Here is a 21,767-nt window from a genome sequence, read left to right on the forward strand (position 1 = left end):
TGCGGGAAGGGATGCCCGCGCCTGAAGCTCAGGCGCTGCGCTGTTCGAATTCCTTCATGTACTCGACAAGCGCTTTAACGCCTTCGAGCGGCACCGCGTTGTAAATTGACGCCCGCATGCCGCCGACGGACTTGTGGCCCTTCAACTGCACCAGTCCGCGTGCTTTCGCGCCGGCCAGGAAATCTTCGTTGCGCGCTGCGTCGGCGAGGAAGAACGGTACGTTCATCCGCGAGCGCGAAGCGCGTTCAATCTTGTTCTCGTAGAAGCTGCTGGCATCGATCGTGTCGTACAAAAGCTTCGACTTTTCGACGTTGCGTGCCTCCATGGCGGTCAGACCGCCCTGCTTCTTCAACCACTTGAACACGAGGCCCGCGATATAGATCGCGTACGTGGGCGGCGTGTTGAACATCGAATTGTTTGCCGCGACGGTCTTCCACTCGAACGCCGACGGGCAAACGGTCATTGCCCGGTCCAGCAAGTCCTCGCGCACGATCACCACGGTGACGCCTGCCATGCCGATGTTCTTCTGCGCGCCGCCGAACAGTACGCCATATTTGGCGATGTCCATGGGACGCGACAGGATATGCGACGACGCATCGGCCACCAGCGGAATGTTGCCGAGGTCGGGAATCTCGAACGTTTCGACGCCGTGAATCGTCTCATTTGTGCACAGATGCACGTAAGCCGGGTCGTCAGAAAGTTGCCATTCGGCGCGCGCAGGGGCACGCGTAAAACCGTCTGCGGTCTCGCCGCTCGCCGCCAGATGGACGCTGCCGTACTTTTGCGCTTCCTTGAACGACTTCTGCGACCAGGAACCCGTCACTACGAAGTCAGCGCGCGGCTTCGAACCGAACAGATTCATCGGCACGATGGCATTCTCACCCAGCCCGCCGCCCTGCAAAAACAGGATGCGATGGCTTGCCGGCACCTCGAGCAGATCGCGCAAGTCTGTCAGCGCCGCTTCGTGGATCGACATGAATTCTTTGCCGCGATGGCTCATTTCCATCACGCTCATGCCGCTGCCTTGCCAGTCGAGCATTTCGTCGGCCGCTTGACGCAGCACTTCTTCGGGCATGGCCGCAGGTCCGGCCGAGAAATTAAAGACGCGCATCGTGAAATCCCTGAAGCGGGCGCGCAATAAATGAAATCTTGCGATTTCGCGCCCGAAAAGAAAATGGCCGTCTGCGCGTGTGCGCAAACGGCCATTATCGCATTGACGCCGCTGGCCCGCCAAACCCGAGCGCCGCGAGGCGCCTGTGGCTGGACGGCTAATGCGGCATCAGCGCAGCCTGATCGACGCGCTTACTTGGCAGCCGGCGCCTTGACCGAAGCGACTTCCTGGTCAGCTTGAGCGCGCGTTGCCTTGATCGATTGAGGCATGTACTTTTGCATCAGACCGTTCACGACGTCGCGGCCAACCTGATCTTGAACCTGGATGAACTTGCGGCCCGTCGTGCTCTTGTAGAACGCCGTCAGATCCTTGATTTCCGACGTTGTGTAGTACTTCGCGTAAGCGTCGTACTGAGCTTGCATGGCGTCTTGACGGAACGAGTCCGTTGCGAAGACCTGACCGGCCGAGTCAACCAGCTTCGGCACAGCATTTTTTTGCAGCGTCGGAACGGAAGCTTGCTTCTGCTTGTCTGTCATCGTCTTGTTTTCGCTCAAAGCGTCCGACAGGATGGCCGGAACCAGTTGCTTGGCTTGCATTTGTGCGCTGTTACCAATTGCGCCGACGAGCTTTTGCGCGTCGATCGCGTCCAGCAGATCCTTGATGGCAGCCTGCTTGGCCGGATCAACCGGTGCTGCCGCAGCCGCGCCGTTGTCCGCCGGAGCCGGCGTTTGACTTTGAAGTGCCTGCGCCATTGCAAAGGTCGGCACGAAAGCAGCCAGCAACATCAACTGTTTGAATCCTTTTTGCATCATTACTCCCTAAGAGAAATTAGTCGAACTGCTTGCTGCGTGGACTGCGCATCGGCCCGATGCGCCTGTCTGTGTCCTCGCAGCGTTCACCCTGTACATGATTGCCGGCGCGAATCAGGCTGCTCCGCCTTCTTCACCGCTTTCGTCACCGTCAGCGGGACCCTCGGCGTCACCCTCCACGTCGGCTTCAGCCTCAGCAACCTGCTGCAAGCCAGAAAGCTTCGTCCCTTCATCAAGGCTGATGAGTGTAACACCTTGGGTTGCACGGCCCATTTCACGGATTTCCGACACGCGCGTGCGAATCAATACGCCCGTGTTCGTGATCAGCATGATCTGGGCTTCGGAATCCACCAGCGTCGCGGCAACCACACGACCGTTGCGCTCCGACGTCTGGATCGCGATCATGCCCTTCGTGCCGCGCCCGTGGCGCGTGTATTCCGTGATCGGCGTGCGTTTGCCGAAGCCGTTTTCCGTGGCAGTAAGCACTGACTGCTGCTCGTCGCCCGCAACCAGCAGCGCAATGACCTGCTGCCCATCGTCGAGCTGCATGCCGCGCACGCCGCGTGCTTCCCGGCCCATCGGACGCACGTCGTTCTCGTCGAAGCGTACCGCCTTGCCCGAATCCGAGAACAACATCACGTCGTGCTGGCCATCGGTGATAGCCGCGCCGATCAGGTAATCACCGTCATCCAGACCGACCGCAATAATACCCTTGCGCAGCGGCCGACTAAAGGCTTCTAGCGGCGTCTTTTTTACCGTTCCTAACGCGGTGGCCATGAACACGTATTTGTCGGCCGAGAATTCCTTGACCGGCAGGACCACCGTAATCTTTTCGCCGTCCAGCAGCGGGAACATATTGACGATCGGGCGGCCGCGCGAATTACGCGAGCCTTGCGGCACTTCATAGACCTTGACCCAGTACACACGACCGCGGTTCGAGAAGCACAGGATGTGATCGTGCGTGTTGGCGATGAAGAGCGTGTCGATCCAGTCGTCTTCCTTCATGGAAGTGGCCTGTTTGCCGCGACCTCCGCGCTTCTGGGCGCGATATTCCGACAACGGCTGCGATTTCACATAACCCGCATGCGACATGGTCACCACCATGTCCTGCGGCGTGATCAGGTCTTCGGTGTTCAGCTCGGTCGCGTTCAGTTCGATCTTGGAACGGCGAGCGTCGCCGAATTCGGCCTTGATCGAGGTGAGTTCGTCGACGATGATCGCCGTAATGCGTTCCGGGCGGGCGAGGATGTCGAGCAGGTCGGCAATCTGGGCCATCACTTCGCGGTACTCGCCAATGATCTTGTCCTGCTCCAGACCTGTCAGGCGTTGCAGACGCATCTGCAAGATTTCCTGAGCCTGAGTGTCCGACAGACGATAGAGACCGTCGGACTGCATGCCAAACGCCGGGTTCAGACCTTCCGGGCGATACGCTTCGCGACCGCCCGCCGAGGCGTTTTCCGTCTCGGCGCGCGACAACATTTCGCGCACCAGGGACGAATCCCACGGACGGTTCATCAACTCCTGCTTCGCAATAGGCGGCGTAGGCGCAGCCTTGATGATGGCGATGAACTCGTCGATATTGGCGAGCGCCACGGCCAGGCCTTCCAGCACGTGACCGCGTTCACGCGCCTTGCGCAGTTCGTATACAGTGCGGCGCGTCAGCACTTCCCGGCGATGCGACAGGAAGCAGGACAGCATTTCCTTCAGATTCAGCAGCTTCGGCTGGCCGTCGACCAGCGCGACCATGTTCATGCCGAACGTATCTTGAAGCTGGGTTGCCTTGTACAGATTGTTGAGGATGACCTCGGGCACTTCGCCGCGCTTCAGCTCGATCACGACCCGCATACCGCTCTTGTCGGACTCGTCGCGGATGTCGGAAATGCCTTCGAGCTTCTTCTCGTTGACGAGTTCGGCGATACGCTCGAGCAGCGAGCGTTTGTTCACCTGATACGGCAGCTCGTCGACGATGATCGACATGCGCTGGCCGCGGTCGATTTCCTCGAAGTGCGTGAGCGCGCGCATCACCACGCGGCCACGGCCAGTGTGATAACCATCGCGCACGCCGGCCACGCCGTAGATGATGCCGGCCGTCGGGAAGTCAGGCGCCGGAACGATTTCGATCAGTTCGTCGATCGTCGCTTCCGGGTTCTTCAGCAGATGCTGGCAGGCGTCGACGATTTCGTTCAGGTTGTGCGGCGGGATATTCGTTGCCATTCCCACCGCGATCCCGGACGAGCCATTGATCAGCAGATTGGGAATCCGCGCCGGGAGGATGGCCGGCTCGTTTTCACTGCCGTCGTAGTTCGGCGTGAAGTCGACCGTTTCCTTGTCGATATCGGCGAGCAGCTCATGGCCGATCTTCGACATGCGGATTTCGGTGTACCGCATTGCCGCGGCGTTGTCGCCGTCGACTGAACCGAAATTGCCTTGACCGTCCACCAGCATGTAGCGCAAGGAGAAATCCTGCGCCATCCGGACAATCGTGTCATAGACAGCCGTGTCGCCGTGCGGGTGATATTTACCGATCACGTCGCCGACAATACGCGCCGACTTCTTGTAAGCTCGGTTCCAGTCATTGTTCAGCTCGTGCATCGCGTACAGCACGCGCCGGTGAACCGGCTTCAGGCCATCGCGAACATCGGGAAGCGCACGCCCCACGATCACGCTCATCGCGTAATCGAGATACGAACGGCGCATTTCCTCCTCTAGGGAGATTGGCAGAGTCTCTTTGGCGAATTGATCCATTATCCGTATCTTTTACGTGCGAAGACGATGGCGGAACCCCGCCTCCGCGTAGGCGCTGCAGGCGCAACGCATCACGCGATTCTAACATGCCGGGCATCCACTCCCGGCGGGGGTACGTATACCTATTAGTGGGGCGCTCCCGAACGGCTCCAGGGACGCTTCTGCGACAGGCAGAAGCAGGCCCGATTTATGCTGGCCCCTATTCGGCTCTCAGCCATGACTGGCGGGCTGCACCGCACTCTTCCCGCGCTTCTGTTGCGGACGCACCACAATCAGACAAGGGTATGGAAAGGGGCTAGATTTTTTTACGTGGGAAGGGAACGATATGGCAAAATGCCAACGCACTAAGAAGTTAGACACTGCTCGAAGTCTACACAGCGCGTTTTTTGTTCTGCACCAATGTTATACTTCGAGCAATGTATGACTTGTCATCGTCAACAAGCTCGCAGTAAACCTGCGGTAATCTCAATTTCGAGAGGAGAAATATGAATAAACTTTCAAAGCTCGCGTTCATTGCAGCTACCGCAGTTATGGCTGCATCCGCAATGGCACAGTCGGTGCCGGCGTCGCGACAAGCTACGAACGACAACTGGGTGAACGGTACGGGCGAGTACGTGTGGATGAACGGCACGAACGAACTCTGCTGGCGCGATGCATTCTGGACGCCGGCAACCGCAAACGCGAAGTGCGATGGCGCTCTGGTTGCTCAGGCACCGACCCCGCCCGCACCGGCTCCGGCACCCGCTCCGGTTATCCAAAGCCAGAAGATTACGTATCAAGCTGACGCACTGTTCGACTTCGACAAGGCTGTCCTGAAGCCGGGCGGCAAGGAAAAGCTGGATGATCTCGCGTCGAAGATCGGCGGCCTGAACCTGGAAGTCGTGGTTGCAACGGGCTACACGGACCGTATCGGTTCGGACAAGTACAACGACCGCCTGTCGCTGCGTCGTGCTCAAGCTGTCAAGGCATACCTGGTCAGCAAGGGTATCGAAGCCAATCGTATCTATACGGAAGGCAAGGGCAAGCGCAACCCGGTCACGACTGGTTGCAACCAGAAGAACCGCAAGGCCCTCATCGCCTGCCTCGCACCGGATCGTCGCGTGGAAGTCGAAGTTGTGGGTACTTCGAAGCAGTAAGCTCCAGATTACCGCAGTATCAAAGCCCCGCTTCGGCGGGGCTTTTTTTATGCCCGAAGACTTTGCCGTGTCGGATTGGGGCGACCGCCGCACCTTCGCCTTTGACTGCAAAGCCTCAGGCGGGTGAGGTTTCTGCCGCATTTTGCCGCCTTGTCCCCCGGCCTATATACTCGGGGTCTACTGTCGACACCCGCTCACCCGCTCTCATCAAGGCCGCATCCGCCATGACCAACGCCGATCCCCACGAACTGCAGAAATTCAGCGATCTCGCCCATCGCTGGTGGGACCCGAACGCCGAATTCAAACCGCTACACGAACTGAATCCGGTCCGGCTCACCTGGATCGACGCTCACGCGCATCTGGCCGGCAAACGTGTACTGGATATTGGTTGCGGCGGCGGCATTCTGACGGAATCGATGGCCGGATTAGGTGCGCATGTGAAGGGAATCGACCTGTCGAGCCAAGCGCTCGGGGTCGCCGATCTTCACAGCCTTGAAAGTGGTGTAACCGTCGATTACGAAGAGATCGCTGCGGAGGCGCTCGCCGCCCGCGAACCCGGTACTTACGATGTCGTGACCTGCATGGAAATGCTGGAACACGTACCGGAACCCGCGGCCATCGTGGAGGCCTGCAAGACACTGGTAAAGCCTGGCGGCTGGGTCTTTTTCTCGACGCTCAACCGCAACGTGAAGTCTTATCTGTTCGCGGTGATCGGCGCGGAATACATTGCGAGGATGCTGCCCAAAGGCACCCACGATTACGCACGCTTTATTCGCCCGTCGGAGTTGGCCGGCTTCGTCCGCGCCGCCGAGTTGCGCACGGCGGATATCAAGGGCATCGTCTATCACCCGCTGAGCAAGCACTTCGCCCTGTCGCACGACACGAGCATCAATTACATGCTCGCCTGCCGCCGCGACGTCTGACGCGCACCGACTCCCATACGCATCCATGAGCGACCCCACCCCACTGCCGCAGCGCGAAGACGACGACGCCTCAATCGGCCTTTGCCAGGCGGTTCTGTTCGACCTCGACGGCACCCTCGCCGACACAGCGCCGGATCTGGCCGCCGCCGTCAACAAGATGCGGCACGAGCGCGGCCTCGAAATGGTGCCGCTAGACGACCTGCGACCGCTGGCGTCGGCCGGCGCGCGCGGACTGATTGGAGGCGCCTTCGGCATCGGCCCCGAACACCCCGAGTTTGCGGCGATGCGGGAGGAGTTTCTCGCCAATTACGAAGCCGACCTATGCATCGAAACCACGCTCTTCCAGGGCATCGATGCCGTGCTCGATGAACTGGATGCACGCGGTGTGCGCTGGGGCATCGTCACCAACAAGGTCGCGCGTCTGACCGATCCGCTCGTCGCACTGCTGGGTCTTGATGTGCGGGCTGGCTGCGTGGTCAGCGGCGATACGACCCCGCACTCGAAGCCCCATCCGGCGCCGCTCTTGCACGCGGCCCGGATGCTGGACCTTCCGCCAGAACGGATCGTCTACGTGGGTGACGACTTGCGAGACGTCCAGGCGGGCTTTGCCGCGGGCATGGTGACAGTGGCGGCTGCATATGGTTATTGTGGCAACGACATTCCGCCGACCCGCTGGCATGCGCAGTACGTCGTTCAGTCTCCGGCTGAACTGCACAATCTGCTGCGCGAGATCAGCTAAGCGGCGGTTTGCGTGGGGGATCGCATTTCGGCCCCCACATCGCCGCCAGTCTAATGAGAAGACAGCCAAGACAGGGCTGTCGATCTATTGTAAAATCTACTTTTGGTTCAGCATTTTCGGACCAAAAAAACCGCGGGGGCGACCTGGTTTCGACAGGGGTTGCGAAGCGGCCAGGGCATGTCGAGGCCCCGTCACCTCGTAAATCAGCGGGAAAAACGTAACTGCAAACGACGAAACGTTCGCACTGGCAGCCTAAGGGCCGCCGTCCTCTGCCTAGTTCACTGACGGGCTAGAGTCGCAAGACCGGTAGCAATACCGACAGAGGTCATATACGTCAGTTAAGCCTTGGTGGTGTCACGACATCCGGGTCGAAAACCTAGTGAATCGCCGTAACGCAGCGTGTTCGTCCGCGTCGTTATGGTTAAATCAAAAGACTGAACTACACATGTAGAACTGGTCGTAGAGTGCTTCTGGACGCGGGTTCGATTCCCGCCGCCTCCACCAGACACCCTGCAAATTGCAGCACTGTTTTGCAAAAAACCCCGACAGCCTCAGGCTCTCGGGGTTTTTTGTTGCGTCGATTGATCGTCAAACCATACTTTGCAGACCAGCAAATTTCACAGGCCGTGAACCCCGGTCATTGCTGCATTCGGACAGCGCGAACCACCTCTATAGCAGGCCCCGTAAATCGAAGCCCCTATTGGCTCTGGAAAGCGCAGAAAAGTAGCGCGCCAGTACCGCTTGCTAATCCTGCGGGCATTGCAGGTTGCAACCATCCGGATCACCCAGATCGCCCTTTTTGCGCATGGAGGATTTCTTGTCGGACTGGTACTTGTTGGACGGCGCCGACGCGGCGAACGGCAGTTGCGGATGCTCCTGCAGATGAAATCCATCGTCCAGGATGCCGCCAGGCACGCCCGGCGAATTCTGCGCAAATGCTATTGAAACGGTGGCAAACAGCGCGCCTGCCGTAACGGCCACGGCGCAGGCTTTAAGAAGAACGTTCATGTCGATCCGGCGCGGTGTGGGCCGCGCAATTGAGGCTAAATCTGAAGGCTACAGAGTATCGCATACCGCCCCGAAACGCAGCGGCATGTCCTGTCGGTGTTATTACGGCAGCTTACCCGAGCGCAGGACCGAGCCCGTCATCGAGCTCGAGCAGCATGCCGCAATCCGCCGGATTGTAGCCATCCAGCCGGGCTACGCCGCCCTTGAATGCGGCGCTACACAGCATGTCGATAACCGTGGCGAGCGGCGCACGCCCCAACGCCGCGCGATCGCACGCGAAGTAATAGTCTTCATCGACGATCGGCACGAAATCGAGCCCGAAATGATGCGCCGCCGGCTCGACGCCGAATCCCACATCGGCCATGCCACTGGCGACAAACGCGGCAATCGCCGAATGCGTCAGCTCCGTCGACGCATAGCCGTTGACCCGGTCCGGATCGACGCCCACCCGCCGCAGCGCCAGATCGAGCAGCATCCGCGTGCCGGAGCCCGGCTGCCGGTTCACGAAGCGGATGTCGTCGCGTGCGAGATCGCGTAGTCCGCCGATCCGCTTTGGGTTGCCCTTCGAGAGAAACAGACCCTGCTTGCGCTGCGTGAGATGGACCAGCACATGGCGCTCAGGGTCGAGCCAACGCCGGTAGGTGTTGGCGCAGACGGCGCGAAATTCGCCGCGTGGCAGGTGAAAGCCAGCCAGATCGCACTCCCCGCGCGCCAATGCGGTGACCGCGTCCGCGCTGTCGCGATACTTGATCTCGACGGGCACTTCATCGGCCACCAGCGCCGTTACCAGTGCAGCCACCGCGTAGCCGTGCGACGCGTGAATCCGCACATCGTCGGCGGGCGGCGCAAGCCAATGGTTCAGGTCGCTCGCTACCTCGCTCGCCAGCGCCCGCATGTTGCCATCGAGCCGTTCGCTGCACAGACGCTGCGCGCGCAACACTGCCTGCCCCAACTCCGACAGCACGGAGCCACGACCGCGCTCTTTGGCGATCAATGGACCGCCCAAACGCTCCTCGATACTGCGTAGCAGTCCCCATGCGTGGCGGTAGGACAAACCCTTAAGTGTCGCGGCCTGGGCAATGCTGCCCGACTCGTCGACGAGCGCCAAAAGCTGCACGACGTCCGTCAGGCTGGCTTCACGGCCGTCCGGGTCGCGGACAACCAGTTGTGCGTGGCATTCGATCCGGATCATATATGCTGAATCGTCTCCTATTGCGGAAGGGCCAACACCCGCCTATCGTTGGTCTACACAGACCAAACGAGTGAAGCATAGGTGCACACTTTATGAATGACAAGTGCATATTAGACTTCGGAGGAGCCCCCACTTTGGACGATTCCAAAGCGATCACGCCCGAGCAACTGGTGCAGCGCCATGCGCATCCCGGCCGCTCTTTGCTTGCCGTACTGCATGCCATCCAGGACGAACTGGGCTTCGTGCCGCCCGATACCGTGGCACCGCTTGCCGAGACGCTGAACCTGTCACGTGCGGAAGTCCACGGTGTGCTCACCTATTACCACCACTTCCGCACCCATCCCGCTGCGCCCGTCACCGTGCAACTGTGCCGCGCCGAAGCCTGCCGCAGCATGGGCACGGAGGCGCTCGCGCAGCATATCGAAGCACACACCGGGTGCCGCTTCGACAGCGCGCATCAAGGCGAACAGGGCGCAGCCGTCGGGCTCGAATCGGTGTATTGCCTCGGTCAATGCGCGCTCTCGCCGGCGCTGACGATCAACGGCACGCTGCATGCGAAGGTCACGCCCCAGAAGTTCGATGCGCTGCTCGCGGCTGCAACCACGCGCGTGGAGGCAACCGTATGACGCGCATCTATGTCCCTCGCGATTCCGCCGCGCTGGCACTCGGTGCTGACGCGTTAGCCGAAGCCATTGCCCATGAAGCCGCCCGGCGCGGCATCGACATCGAACTGGTGCGCAACGGCTCGCGCGGCTTGCTGTGGCTCGAGCCGCTCGTCGAAGTCGCCACGCCGCGCGGCCGGATCGGCTACGCGAATGTCGACGCAGCGGAGATCGGCTCGCTATTCGACGCCGGCTTCATCGAAGGCGGCACCCATTCGCGCCACGTGGGACTGGTCGACGACATTCCCTATCTGCGACGGCAGCAACGTCTGACCTTCGCTCGCATCGGCCTCACCGATCCCTTGTCGATCAAGGACTACGTCGCCCATGGCGGCCTGGAAGGCCTCGAACGGGCGCTCACCGCCGACGGCGACGCCGCCTGCGAAGCGCTGATCGAATCGGGCTTGCGTGGCCGTGGCGGCGCTGCGTTCCCCGCCGGCATCAAGTGGCGCACCGTACGTGGCGCCAAGGCTGCCCAGAAGTACATCGTCTGCAATGCCGACGAAGGCGATTCCGGCACTTTCTCCGATCGCCTGATCATGGAAAGCGATCCGTATGTGCTGATCGAAGGCATGATCATCGCGGGCATCGTGACGGGCGCGACGCAGGGCTTCATCTATGTGCGCAGCGAGTATCCGCATTCGATCGCGACGCTCGAAATCGCGCTCGAGCGCGCCCGCGCAGCGGGATGGCTCGGCGACAGCGTACTCGGCTCGGCGCACCGCTTCGAGCTGGCCGTCGCCAAAGGCGCGGGCGCCTACGTATGTGGAGAAGAAACCGCGCTGCTCGAATCGCTCGAAGGCAAGCGCGGTATCGTGCGGGCCAAGCCGCCCGTGCCGGCGCTCATCGGTTTGTTCGGACAGCCAACTGTCATCAATAATGTCATCACGCTCGCCACGGTGCCGATCATTTTCGCGCGCGGCGCGGCGTTTTATCAAAACTTCGGCATGGGCCGCTCGCGTGGCACGCTGCCGTTCCAGCTCGCCGGCAACGTCAAGCAAGGCGGCCTCGTCGAACTCGCGTTCGGTGTCACGCTGCGCGAACTGCTGAACGACTATGGTGGCGGCACCGCCAGCGGCCGTCCCGCGCGCGCCGTACAGGTGGGCGGCCCGCTCGGCACCTATCTGCCGGAGAGCCAATGGGACATTCCGCTCGACTACGAAGCCTATGCAGCGGTGGGCGCCGTGGTCGGTCACGGTGGCATCGTGGTGCATGACGACACCTCGAATCTCGCCGAGCTTGCGCAATACGCCATGCATTTCTGCGCGCTCGAATCGTGCGGCAAATGCACGCCCTGTCGCATCGGTTCGACGCGTGGCGTCGAGGTCATCGCACGCATCCGCAATGGCGATACTTCGACGCGCCAGGTGCAGTTGCTGCGCGACCTGTGCGACACCATGGTGTCCGGTTCGCTCTGCGCAATGGGCGGCATGACGCCCTTTCCGGTGCTGTCCGCACTCGACCACTTTCCCGAAGACTTCGGTCTCGACACCGTCCAGCCCAAAGTGGCGGCGGCCTGAAGATGGAGCCCACCATGTCCGACCTGCCTAAATCCTCCACCGGCGGCTGCGGCTCGGCAAACTGCGCGTGCAAATCGCAGGCACAGGTGCAACGCAGCACCCTAACCCGCTCGCCTTACGACGACACCGATTACGGCACGCCACTGCGCCACGCCGATGTCGACGTCACGCTAGAAATCGACGGCGAGGCGGTCACCGTCCCTGCCGGCACGTCCGTGATGCGCGCGGCCATCGAAGCCGGGGTCAACGTACCGAAGCTGTGCGCCACCGATTCGCTCGAACCGTTCGGTTCATGCCGTCTGTGTCTCGTCGAGATCGAAGGCAAGCGTGGTTATCCGGCCTCATGCACGACGCCCGTCGAAGCGGGCATGAAAGTCCGCACGCAGACCGATCGTCTGCAGTCGCTGCGCCGCAATGTGATGGAGCTGTACATCTCCGATCACCCGCTCGACTGCCTCACCTGCCCCGCCAACGGCGACTGCGAACTGCAGGACATGGCCGGCGTGACGGGACTGCGCGAAGTGCGCTACGGCTTCGAAGGCGCCAACCATCTGAAGGACAAAAAGGACGAATCGAATCCGTACTTCACCTACGACCCGTCCAAGTGCATCGTCTGCAACCGCTGCGTGCGTGCCTGTGAAGAAACCCAGGGCACCTTCGCACTGACGATCGCCGGACGCGGCTTCGAATCGCGCGTCGCGGCTAGCGCGAACCAGCCGTTCATGGAATCGGAATGCGTTTCGTGCGGTGCGTGCGTCGCTGCGTGCCCCACTGCGACACTGCAGGAAAAGACCGTCGTGATGCTCGGCCAGGCGGAGCACTCCGTCGTGACCACTTGCGCGTATTGCGGCGTTGGATGCTCGTTCAAGGCGGAGATGAAGGGCAGCCAGGTGGTGCGCATGGTGCCGAACAAGAATGGCCACGCCAATGAGGGCCACGCGTGCGTGAAGGGCCGCTTTGCGTGGGGCTATGCCACGCACAAGGACCGCATCACGAAGCCGATGATCCGCGCGAAGATCACGGACCCGTGGCGCGAAGTCAGCTGGGAAGAAGCACTCAGTTATGCCGCCTCGGAATTCCGCCGCATTCAGGCGAAACACGGCCGCGATTCGATCGGCGGGATCACCTCGTCGCGCTGCACGAACGAAGAAACCTACCTGGTGCAGAAGCTCGTGCGCGCCGCGTTCGGCAACAACAATGTCGACACCTGTGCGCGCGTGTGTCACTCGCCAACCGGCTACGGTCTGAAGACGACGCTCGGCGAATCGGCCGGCACACAGACGTTCGCCTCCGTCGACAAGGCCGATGTCATCATGGTGATCGGCGCCAATCCGACCGACGGTCATCCGGTGTTCGGCTCGCGTCTGAAGCGCCGCATTCGTGAAGGAGCGAAGCTGATCGTCGTCGATCCGCGCCGCATCGATATCGTCGACACGCCGCACGTGAAGGCCTCGCATCATCTGCAATTGCGACCGGGTACGAACGTCGCGGTCGTCAATGCGCTCGCCCATGTGATCGTCACTGAAGGTTTGCTCAACGAAGCGTTTATCGCCGAGCGCTGCGAAAGCCGCGCGTTCGATCAATGGCGTGCGTTCGTCGCGCTGCCGGAAAACGCGCCGGAAGCCACCGCGGATATCACCGGCGTGCCCGCCGAGCACGTGCGAGCCGCGGCTCGCATCTACGCAACGGGCGGCAACGCCGCGATTTACTACGGCCTCGGCGTCACCGAGCACGCGCAAGGTTCGACCATGGTGATGGGCATTGCGAACCTCGCGATGGCCACGGGCAACATCGGCCGCGAAGGGGTGGGTGTGAATCCGCTGCGCGGCCAGAACAACGTGCAGGGTTCCTGCGACATGGGCTCGTTCCCGCACGAACTGCCGGGCTACCGCCATATTAGCGATCCGGTCGTGCGTGGGGAGTTCGAAGAAGCCTGGCACGTCACGCTGCAACCGGAACCCGGTCTGCGCATTCCCAACATGTTCGACGCCGCGCTCGACGGCAGCTTCAAGGGACTCTACTGCCAGGGCGAAGACATCGTGCAGTCGGATCCAAATACGCATCACGTGTCGGCCGCGCTGTCGTCGATGGAATGCATCGTCGTGCAGGATATCTTCCTGAACGAAACCGCGAAGCATGCCCACGTGCTGCTGCCGGGTTCCACGTTCCTCGAAAAGGACGGCACCTTCACCAACGCGGAGCGCCGCATTTCGCGCGTCCGCAAGGTCATGCCGCCGCTTGCCGGCTACGCCGACTGGGAAGTCACGTTGCTGCTCTCGCGTGCGCTCGGCTACGAAATGGACTACGCGCATCCGTCCGACATCATGGACGAGATCGCGCGCCTCACGCCGACCTTCCACGGCGTGTCGTATGCGAAGCTCGATCAGGCCGGCAGCATCCAGTGGCCGTGCAATGAGAACGCACCGGACGGCACGCCCACCATGCACATCGATACCTTCGTGCGCGGCAAGGGTAAATTCGTCATCACGAAGTTCATTGCCTCGCCGGAAAAGGTCACGCGCAAATTCCCGCTGATCCTCACGACCGGACGCATCCTGTCGCAATACAACGTGGGGGCGCAAACGCGGCGCACTGAAAACTCGCGCTGGCACGACGAAGACCGGCTCGAAATTCATCCACACGATGCCGAAGAACGCGGCATCAAGGTGGACGACTGGGTCGGGATCGAATCGCGTGCCGGGCAAACCGTGTTGCGCGCCAAGGTGACCGAACGGATGCAACCGGGCGTCGTCTATACGACGTTCCACTTCCCCGAGTCCGGCGCCAACGTGATTACGACGGAGAGTTCCGACTGGGCCACCAATTGCCCGGAATACAAGGTGACGGCCGTGCAGGTGATGCCGGTCGAACAACCGTCGCAATGGCAAAAAGACTATTCGCGTTTCAATACCGAGCAGCTCGATTTGCTGCGGCAGCGCGAGTTGGCCAATGCAACGTCGGGCAAATAAGGGAACGCCATGGATGAACAGAACCTGATCGACATGGCGAACCGGATCGGCGAATTTTTCGATTCGATGCCGGACCGCGAAGAAGCGCTCGCCAGCATCGCCGATCATATTCGCCGCTTCTGGGAGCCGCGCATGCGGCGCGCGCTGCTGGCCACGCTCGACCGGCCCGATGCGGGCGGGATTCAGATGTCGGCCATCGTCAAGGAAGCGCTGCTGGCGAACCGCGACAAGCTGACACCGGCGGCGGCTCCGGTCGCATGAAGCGAGACACCGCGGCGCCGCGTATGCGACGCTAACTGGCTGCCGGCTCCGGTGTCACACTCCGCGCAAACCACGCCTCGCAGTGGCGCAGCAAGGCGTTCAGATCGGACGCTGGCCGGCCGCGGACGCTGATATACCCGTCCGGGCGCATCAGGTAGAACGCCGGCCGGGTACGTCCATACGACTCGGACAGCGACGGCGCGCCCTCGCCGGTCGTATCGCTGACACGCCAGATCCGCACCGCGCCCGGCAAAAGTCGATCGACGGCTTCACTCAGGCGGTCGAGATCCGCGTGGCGCGTCGCCTTGAGACTGGCGGCCGGGTCGAGCGGCGCTTCGTTGGCATCGGCCGGTGCAACCAGCAAAAACAGCGAGAAAAATGCCGGATCGTGCAGATCGAAAATGCAGCCAATACCGGGCGCGCGCCCAAGCGGCCCGTCCACGACATGCACCAGCGCATCCGGCGCCCGCTCCCCGGCGCGCGGGCCGCCGTCGAGCACCCGTTCGAGCGTGAGCGGACTGCGCCGATATTGAATCGCCAGCTCGCTTACCGTGAGACGCGCGGCATCGCGCAGCGGACCCAGCGCGGCAAGCGCCGGCATGACGCGCTCGCGCAGCAGTTTGAGCGGCCCGTGATCGGCTTCGGCCATGTGGGTGACAAAACTCGTCTGCCGCAACACGTCGCGCTCGATCGGATGCCGCTCCAGGTGATAGGAGTCGAGTAGCCGGTCCGGCGCGTGGCCCTTCATCACGCGGGCGAGCTTCCAGCCCAGGTTGAACGCTTCCTGAATCCCCGTGTTCATTCCCTGCGCACCGGCCGGGCTATGCACGTGCGCCGCGTCACCGGCAAGGAACACGCGCCCGACTCGCAATTGTTCGACCATCCGGCTGTTCAGATGAAAATGCGCCGACCACTTCAGGTCGTCGAACTTCACCGGATGATGCATGCGCCGTGCGGCGAGCGCGCGGCATTCGTCGATCGTAGGTGCGGGTACCGCGGCGGCAGGCGCAGAGGGAGAAGCGTCGCCGCCTGATGCGCCTTGCGCACTCGCGCCGTTCAATGAGCCCGGGTCGGATCGCGCCTCAGCGGTGCGCGCGGCGGCCGGCATCGCCGGATGATCCGCAATCAGACGATAGCGCCCCGCGCCCATCGGAAACAGCGCTGCGAGACCCTCGCCCGAGGCAAAAATTTGCAGTTCGTCGTCGGACCAGTTCGTCTCGGCATATAGATCGGCCAGCAGGAAGGTCTGCTCGAAGGTCTTGCCGGCGAAGCTCATGCCGAGGCGGTGGCGGATTGCGCTGTGCGCACCATCTGCCGCGATCAGGTAAGGCGGATGCACGGTTTCGCTGCGCCCGTCGGTGCGCTGCAGCGTCGCGCTGAGGCCGGCCGATCCCTGCACGAACTCCGTCAACTCGACGCCACGCTCGATGCTGACGCCAAGCGTCGTCAGATGCTCGGTCAGCAGGCGTTCGGTGACGGCCTGATCGAGGAACAGCACGTACGGATAGCGCGTCTGCAGCGGATCGAAGTCGAGGCGCGCAAGACGTTGGCCATTGGAATAGAGATTCGCCGCGCGAGTCCGATGGCCCAGTTCGAGAAACGGCTCGATCAGACGATGCTGTTCAAGCAGTTCCAGCGTACGCGCCTGAATGCCGATAGCCCGCGAATGAGGGTCCGGCTGCAACGCCTTGTCGATCAGACGCACGGGAATGTGCGCGCGCGCGAGACTCATTGCGGCAGCTAGCCCGGTTGGGCCCGCCCCAACGATCAGCACCGGCGACGCGTCGTATGAGGCGGCGGCCATGCAGAACTCCGGAGACCAACATGCCGCCTAGTGTACGCCGCTGCCCCACTGCCTGCGGGTGCACTGCGGCAAACGCGGGTCAACGTGCGCGCGGGTGTTCGAGGGAGCAATGATGATGGGTCGTCCCCAGATCGACCTGCAGCGTGGCGTGCTGCATCGAAAATTCTTCGCGCAGCGTGAACACGATCGCGTCAACCGCCGCGTCGCCGGGATGGCCACCTGGGATCACGAGATGCGCGCTCAGTGCGTTGCCGGTGGTGGATAGCGCCCACACGTGGAGGTCGTGGACATCGGTGACGCCCGGCTGGGCGGCAAGATACTCGCGAATGCGCTGCAAGTCGACGTCGGCAGGAACGGCATCGAGGGCGAGCCGCACCGAATCGCGCAGCAGGCCCCACGTACCGTACACGATCACAGCCACGACGATCAGACTCATCACCGGGTCGAGCCAGGTCCAGTTCGTGCCGAGAATGACGAGGCCGCTCACCGCGACCGCCGCTGAGATCAGCGCGTCGCCGGCCATGTGGAGAAAGGCGCCGCGAATGTTGAGGTCTTCCTTCTGGCCGCGCATGAAGAGCCACGCGGAGAACCCGTTGACCAGCATGCCGACGGTGGCGACGATGAACACGGTCAGCCCGGCAACGGGTCCAGGGTTCATCAGACGGCCAATCGCTTCCGTGACAATTACGCCGCACGCAAACAGCAGCAACCCGGCATTCACCAGCGAGGCGAGGATCGAGGTGCTACCGTAGCCGAAGGTGTAGCGCGCCGACGGGCGCCGTGTGGTGAGCCACGTGGCGCCCCAGGCGAGCAGCAGACCGAGCACATCGGACAGGTTGTGGCCGGCATCGGCGAGTAGCGCGGTCGAATGGGCGATCACGCCGTAAATGCCCTGAATCAGGACAATGACGAGGTTCAGTACGACAGCGATCGCGAACGCGCGCCCCTGACCCGCAACCGGCGCGTGATGGTGATGGTGGCCGCCATGGCTGTGCTTATGGCTGTGCTTATGGCTGTGCTTATGGCTGTGCTTATGGCTGTGCTTATGGCTGTGCTTATGGCCGTGGTCATGGTCATGGTCATGGTCATGGTCATGGTCATGGTCATGGTCATGGTCATGGTCATGGTCGTGACCGTGGTTATGGTTGTGGGTCTCTGTATTCATGACGGGTCCAGGGCAAGCTCGGTCACCGGCTCCGCCACATGTTCCAGCATGCCCGCGAGCATGCCGCTGATGTGGCGGTCCGCCGCGAGGTAGAACACCTGCTTGCCCTGGCGCGCGGCGCGCACGATCCGCGCCGCGCGCAACAGGCGCAGATGATGGCTCACGAGCGATGGCGAGAAGCCGAGCGACCCGGCAATCGCACCCACCGCGCGAGGTTCCTCCACGCACGCAAGCACGATACGCAGACGGCTCGGATCGCCGAGCAGGCGGAACAGCTCGGCAAGCGGCACGACACGGTCATCATTGAATTCGGGTAGCATCGTCGACAAACATATGAACAGTTGTTCACATGTTATAGATCAAGCGCCCAACCGTCAATCGATGGGTGGAACGCGGCGAGTGTGGGAAAATGCGGCGTTTGCCTTACAAGACTCGCCCTTCCCGTCATGGAACCCCTGTTTGAAAGCGCCTACGCGGCGCATCGTGACGGCCGCCTCGACGATGCCGAGCGCGGCTATCGCGCCGCACTCGATATCGATCCCGCGCATGTCGATGCGCTGCACCTGCTGGGCGTACTGCGCCACCAGCTCGGTCAGCATGCCGAAGCTGCCGACCTCGTCGGCCGCGCGGTGGATCTGCGCCCGCAGGACGCCGCGCTGCAGCTGAATCTCGGCAATGCGCTCAAGGCACTGGGACAACTCGACGGCGCGATCGAGCGCTTTCGCAACGCGCTCACGCTTGCGCCGGCGTTTCCACTGGCGCACTACAACCTCGGCAACGCTTACGCCGCGACAGGTCGCCACGAAGACGCGGCGGACGCGTTCCGCAAATCGTTGCGCCTGCAACCGGATAACGCGTCGACGCATAACAACCTGGGCAACGCACTGCATGCGCTCGGGCACCACGACGAAGCGATTGCCTCGTTCCGCCGCGCGCTCGAACTGCATCCGGGCCACGGCGGCGCGCACAACAATCTCGGCATGGCGTTCAATGCGCTCGGCCAGTCCGACGAAGCCGTCGCACAGTTTCGTGCCGCGATCTCCGCGCAGCCGCGCTTTGTCGCCGCGCACTTCAACCTCGCCAACACGCTCGACGCCACCGGTCAGTACGAACAGGCGCTCGGCGCATTCGAAGTCGTGCTGGCCTTGCAGCCGCAATTTCCGCCGGCGCTGTACGGCCTGGGGAATTCGCTTGCCGCATTGGGACGTCACAAGGAGGCGCTGCCGCGTTTCGAACTCGTGGTGGGTCTCGATCCGAAGTTCGCGCTGGCGTGGCTCAGCCTCGGCACCACGCACCATGCGCTCGGCGCGCACGCGGCAGCGGTGCGCGCATTCGATCAGGCCTTGCGGTTGCGGCCCGATCTGGCGTCCGCCCATATGAACCGGGCACTCGCGTGGCTTACCCTCGGCGACTTCGCGCGCGGACTGCCCGAATACGAATGGCGCCTCAAGACCATGGCACAGCGTGCGCCGCAGACGCTGCCGCGCTGGCAAGGCGAGCCGATCGAAAACCGCACCCTGTTCGTACATGCCGAACAGGGCTTCGGCGACACGCTGCAATTCGTGCGTTTCGTACCGATCGTGGCGCAGCGTGCAGCGCGCGTGGTGCTGGAAGTCCAACCGCAACTCGTGCCGATTCTCGTGCCTGCCGCGGCCGAGTGGCGCGTCACGCTGATCGCGCAGGGCACCCCGCGCCCGCCGGCTGATCTGCAATGCCCGTTGCTGAGCTTGCCGCTCGCACTCGACATGAACGCCGAAACCATTCCGGCCCGCACGCCGTACCTCAGCGTGCCGCCCGCCTATCGGCGCAAATGGCGCGGCTCGCTCGGCGGTCACGCCAAACGCAAGATCGGTCTCGCATGGTCCGGCCGCATCCAGCAGCACGAGAACCGCACCATGCCGCTCGCCGCGCTCGAACCGCTGTTCGCGCTCGAGGGTATCGACTGGATCATCCTGCAACCGAATCTCAGCGCGGCGGAGTGCGCGATCCTCGACGCGCATCCGCACGCTGGCGCCATTCACCGCTTCGACCAGCGCATCGGCGATTTCGCGGACACGGCGGCGATCATCGAACATCTCGACGCGGTCGTCTCGATCGACACGTCTATCGCCCACCTGAGCGGCGCAATGCGCAAGCCGCTCTGGCTGATGCTGCCGTTTGCCGCCGACTGGCGCTGGTCCGTCGACGAACCGCGCAGCGCGTGGTATCCCGCCACGCGTCTCGTGCGTCAGCCGCAACCGGGTGCGTGGGACGCCGTGGTCGCGACAGTCGCGCAGGAATTACGAAACGTCTAACAGATCGGGAAGCCCCACGGGCGTTGAGGCGCGCCAGGAACGAAGCCCCGACACTCGCAAAAGTGTGGGGGCTTTTTTGCGGAACAACCCCGCGGCGTTCAGGCCGTACGGTACTGGTTGCGCGATTCCGGCGTGCGGTACAGCACGAGCGTCGCAATCAGGCCGCAGATTGCCGCGAGACCGAGCCACAAGCCCGGTGCGGCCTTATTGCCGGTCATATGGATCAGCAGCGTGGAGATTGCCGGCGTGAAACCGCCGATCGTCGTCGCAAGACTGTAGGCGAGCGAAAAGCCCGCGGTACGGACTTCGACCGGCATCACCTCGGTCAATGCCACCACCATCGCCCCGTTATAGCTGGCGTACAGGAACGAGAGCCACAGTTCGACCACCAGCAGGCGCGCGAACGACGGTTCGCTCACCAGCCATTGCACCGCCGGATAGGCCGTGAGAATCGTCAGGATGGTGAACACCAGCAGCACCGGACGACGCCCGACCCGATCCGAGACCGCGCCGGAGAGCGGCAGCCAGACCAGATTCGACAATCCGATACAGACCGTCACGACCAGCGCGTCGAGCGACGACAGCTTCAGCACTTCCCTGCCGAAGGTCGGCGTGTAAGCCGTGATCATGTAGAAGCACACCGTGGTCATGATGACCATGCCCATGCCACCGAGCACGATGCTCCAGTTTTCGAGCATCGATTTCATGATCTCGCCCATGCTCGGACGATGCTTGCGCGCCGCAAACTCTTCGGTTTCCTGCAACGAACGGCGGATCAGGAACAGGAACGGCACGATCAGGCAACCGATCAGGAACGGCACGCGCCAACCCCACGCGCCCATCTGGTCAGCCGGCAGCAGCTGATTCAGGAACACGCCGATCAGCGCCGCGAACACCACGGCAACCTGCTGGCTGCCCGACTGCCACGAACAATAGAAGCCCTTGTTGCCTTTGGTCGCGATCTCCGACAGGTAGACCGACACGCCGCCCAGTTCCACGCCGGCCGAGAAGCCCTGCAGCAGGCGACCCAGCAACACAAGCGCTGGCGCCAGCATGCCGATGGTGGAGTAACCTGGAATAGCGGCGACCGTCAGGGTGCCGAGCGCCATCAACCCGAGCGTGAGCATCAGACCTTTGCGCCGGCCGTGATGGTCGATATAGGCGCCGAGGATGATGGCGCCGAGCGGCCGCATCAGGAAGCCTGCACCGAATACCGACAAGGACAGCATCAGCGAAGCGAAGTCGTTGCCGGTCGGGAAGTAGGTCTTGGCAATCGCCGAAGCGTAATAGCCATAGACCATGAAATCGTACATCTCCAGAAAGTTGCCGCTGACGACGCGGAACACCGTCCGGACCTTCGATTCTCTGGAAGAGGGGTGAGACGCAGTAGACATGACACTCTCGAATTGGCCCACCGCCGGATGGACTC

General features: G+C 62.4%; 17 protein-coding genes and 1 other RNA gene. 9 read left to right on the forward strand and 9 right to left on the reverse strand.

Features of this window, described 5'->3' with window-relative positions; translation table 11 throughout:
* Window positions 1-28: 28 nt before the first annotated feature.
* The 3 genes from serC to gyrA all read right to left on the reverse strand — a co-directional run bounded on the left by serC (window position 29) and on the right by gyrA (window position 4,665).
* Window positions 29-1,111 carry a 3-phosphoserine/phosphohydroxythreonine transaminase gene (gene serC, locus P3T43_RS15370; protein WP_429281881.1) on the reverse strand — a complete coding sequence of 361 codons (1,083 nt, stop codon included), beginning with the start codon at window positions 1,109-1,111 and terminating at the stop codon, window positions 29-31.
* A gap of 191 nt (window positions 1,112-1,302) precedes the next feature.
* A complete protein-coding gene (locus P3T43_RS15375; RefSeq protein WP_429281882.1) occupies window positions 1,303-1,920 on the reverse strand; it encodes a DUF2059 domain-containing protein in 618 nt (205 codons plus the stop codon).
* Window positions 1,921-2,034: 114 nt separating this feature from the next.
* Window positions 2,035-4,665 carry a DNA gyrase subunit A gene (gene gyrA, locus P3T43_RS15380; RefSeq protein WP_429281883.1) on the reverse strand — a complete coding sequence of 877 codons (2,631 nt, stop codon included), beginning with the start codon at window positions 4,663-4,665 and terminating at the stop codon, window positions 2,035-2,037.
* Window positions 4,666-5,150: 485 nt separating this feature from the next.
* Here gyrA and ompA point away from each other — a divergent pair, with 485 nt between their 5' ends.
* The 4 genes from ompA to ssrA all read left to right on the forward strand — a co-directional run bounded on the left by ompA (window position 5,151) and on the right by ssrA (window position 7,967).
* The gene (gene ompA, locus P3T43_RS15385) at window positions 5,151-5,801 is read left to right on the forward strand and encodes an outer membrane protein OmpA (RefSeq protein ID WP_429281884.1); all 651 of its coding nucleotides are present in this window, start codon (window positions 5,151-5,153) and stop codon (window positions 5,799-5,801) included.
* 224 nt (window positions 5,802-6,025) lie between these two features.
* Complete coding sequence (gene ubiG / locus P3T43_RS15390) at window positions 6,026-6,724, forward strand: bifunctional 2-polyprenyl-6-hydroxyphenol methylase/3-demethylubiquinol 3-O-methyltransferase UbiG (protein ID WP_429281885.1); 699 nt, start codon at window positions 6,026-6,028, stop codon at window positions 6,722-6,724.
* A 25-nt stretch (window positions 6,725-6,749) separates the two neighbouring features.
* The gene (locus P3T43_RS15395) at window positions 6,750-7,463 is read left to right on the forward strand and encodes an HAD family hydrolase (protein WP_429281886.1); all 714 of its coding nucleotides are present in this window, start codon (window positions 6,750-6,752) and stop codon (window positions 7,461-7,463) included.
* 134 nt (window positions 7,464-7,597) lie between these two features.
* Window positions 7,598-7,967, forward strand: a transfer-messenger RNA (tmRNA) gene (ssrA, locus tag P3T43_RS15400).
* A 240-nt stretch (window positions 7,968-8,207) separates the two neighbouring features.
* Here ssrA and P3T43_RS15405 read toward each other — a convergent pair.
* Together P3T43_RS15405 and P3T43_RS15410 are read right to left on the reverse strand one after the other, a co-directional pair.
* Window positions 8,208-8,471, reverse strand: a complete 264-nt coding sequence (locus tag P3T43_RS15405; protein WP_429281887.1) for a hypothetical protein — start codon at window positions 8,469-8,471, stop codon at window positions 8,208-8,210.
* 112 nt (window positions 8,472-8,583) lie between these two features.
* On the reverse strand, window positions 8,584-9,663 hold the full coding sequence (locus P3T43_RS15410) for a substrate-binding domain-containing protein (protein ID WP_429281888.1): 1,080 nt from the start codon (window positions 9,661-9,663) through the stop codon (window positions 8,584-8,586).
* 134 nt (window positions 9,664-9,797) lie between these two features.
* Between P3T43_RS15410 and P3T43_RS15415 the strand changes: the two genes are divergently transcribed.
* Genes P3T43_RS15415 through P3T43_RS15430 form a run of 4 tightly spaced genes read left to right on the forward strand, consistent with a single transcriptional unit; the run spans window position 9,798 to window position 15,075 of the window.
* Window positions 9,798-10,289, forward strand: a complete 492-nt coding sequence (locus tag P3T43_RS15415) for an NAD(P)H-dependent oxidoreductase subunit E (RefSeq protein WP_429281889.1) — start codon at window positions 9,798-9,800, stop codon at window positions 10,287-10,289.
* Complete coding sequence (locus P3T43_RS15420) at window positions 10,286-11,845, forward strand: formate dehydrogenase beta subunit (RefSeq protein ID WP_429281890.1); 1,560 nt, start codon at window positions 10,286-10,288, stop codon at window positions 11,843-11,845. Before P3T43_RS15415 ends, P3T43_RS15420 begins: the two co-directional genes overlap by 4 nt.
* Window positions 11,846-11,859: 14 nt before the next feature.
* Entirely contained in the window at window positions 11,860-14,814 is a 2,955-nt protein-coding gene (gene fdhF, locus P3T43_RS15425) for a formate dehydrogenase subunit alpha (RefSeq protein WP_429281891.1), read from the forward strand.
* Window positions 14,815-14,823: 9 nt separating this feature from the next.
* The gene (locus P3T43_RS15430; protein ID WP_429281892.1) at window positions 14,824-15,075 is read left to right on the forward strand and encodes a formate dehydrogenase subunit delta; all 252 of its coding nucleotides are present in this window, start codon (window positions 14,824-14,826) and stop codon (window positions 15,073-15,075) included.
* A 31-nt stretch (window positions 15,076-15,106) separates the two neighbouring features.
* Here the strand turns inward: P3T43_RS15430 and P3T43_RS15435 are convergent, their stop codons facing one another.
* The 3 genes from P3T43_RS15435 to P3T43_RS15445 form a co-directional block, all read right to left on the reverse strand.
* A complete protein-coding gene (locus tag P3T43_RS15435) occupies window positions 15,107-16,879 on the reverse strand; it encodes an FAD-dependent monooxygenase (RefSeq protein ID WP_429281893.1) in 1,773 nt (590 codons plus the stop codon).
* A gap of 79 nt (window positions 16,880-16,958) precedes the next feature.
* Window positions 16,959-18,044, reverse strand: a complete 1,086-nt coding sequence (locus P3T43_RS15440; protein WP_429281894.1) for a cation diffusion facilitator family transporter — start codon at window positions 18,042-18,044, stop codon at window positions 16,959-16,961.
* Window positions 18,041-18,364: an ArsR/SmtB family transcription factor gene (locus tag P3T43_RS15445; protein ID WP_429281895.1), complete on the reverse strand. Its 324-nt coding sequence runs from the start codon at window positions 18,362-18,364 to the stop codon at window positions 18,041-18,043. Before P3T43_RS15445 ends, P3T43_RS15440 begins: the two co-directional genes overlap by 4 nt.
* Window positions 18,365-18,490: 126 nt before the next feature.
* Here P3T43_RS15445 and P3T43_RS15450 point away from each other — a divergent pair, with 126 nt between their 5' ends.
* Entirely contained in the window at window positions 18,491-20,338 is a 1,848-nt protein-coding gene (locus P3T43_RS15450) for a tetratricopeptide repeat protein (RefSeq protein WP_429281896.1), read from the forward strand.
* Window positions 20,339-20,436: 98 nt separating this feature from the next.
* Here P3T43_RS15450 and P3T43_RS15455 read toward each other — a convergent pair whose 3' ends face one another.
* Window positions 20,437-21,732 (reverse strand): MFS transporter, encoded by a 1,296-nt coding sequence (locus P3T43_RS15455; RefSeq protein WP_429281897.1) that lies wholly within the window; start codon window positions 21,730-21,732, stop codon window positions 20,437-20,439.
* Window positions 21,733-21,767 lie beyond the last annotated feature (35 nt).

The organism is Paraburkholderia sp. GAS41, assembly GCF_050436545.1.
GTDB lineage: Bacteria > Pseudomonadota > Gammaproteobacteria > Burkholderiales > Burkholderiaceae > Paraburkholderia.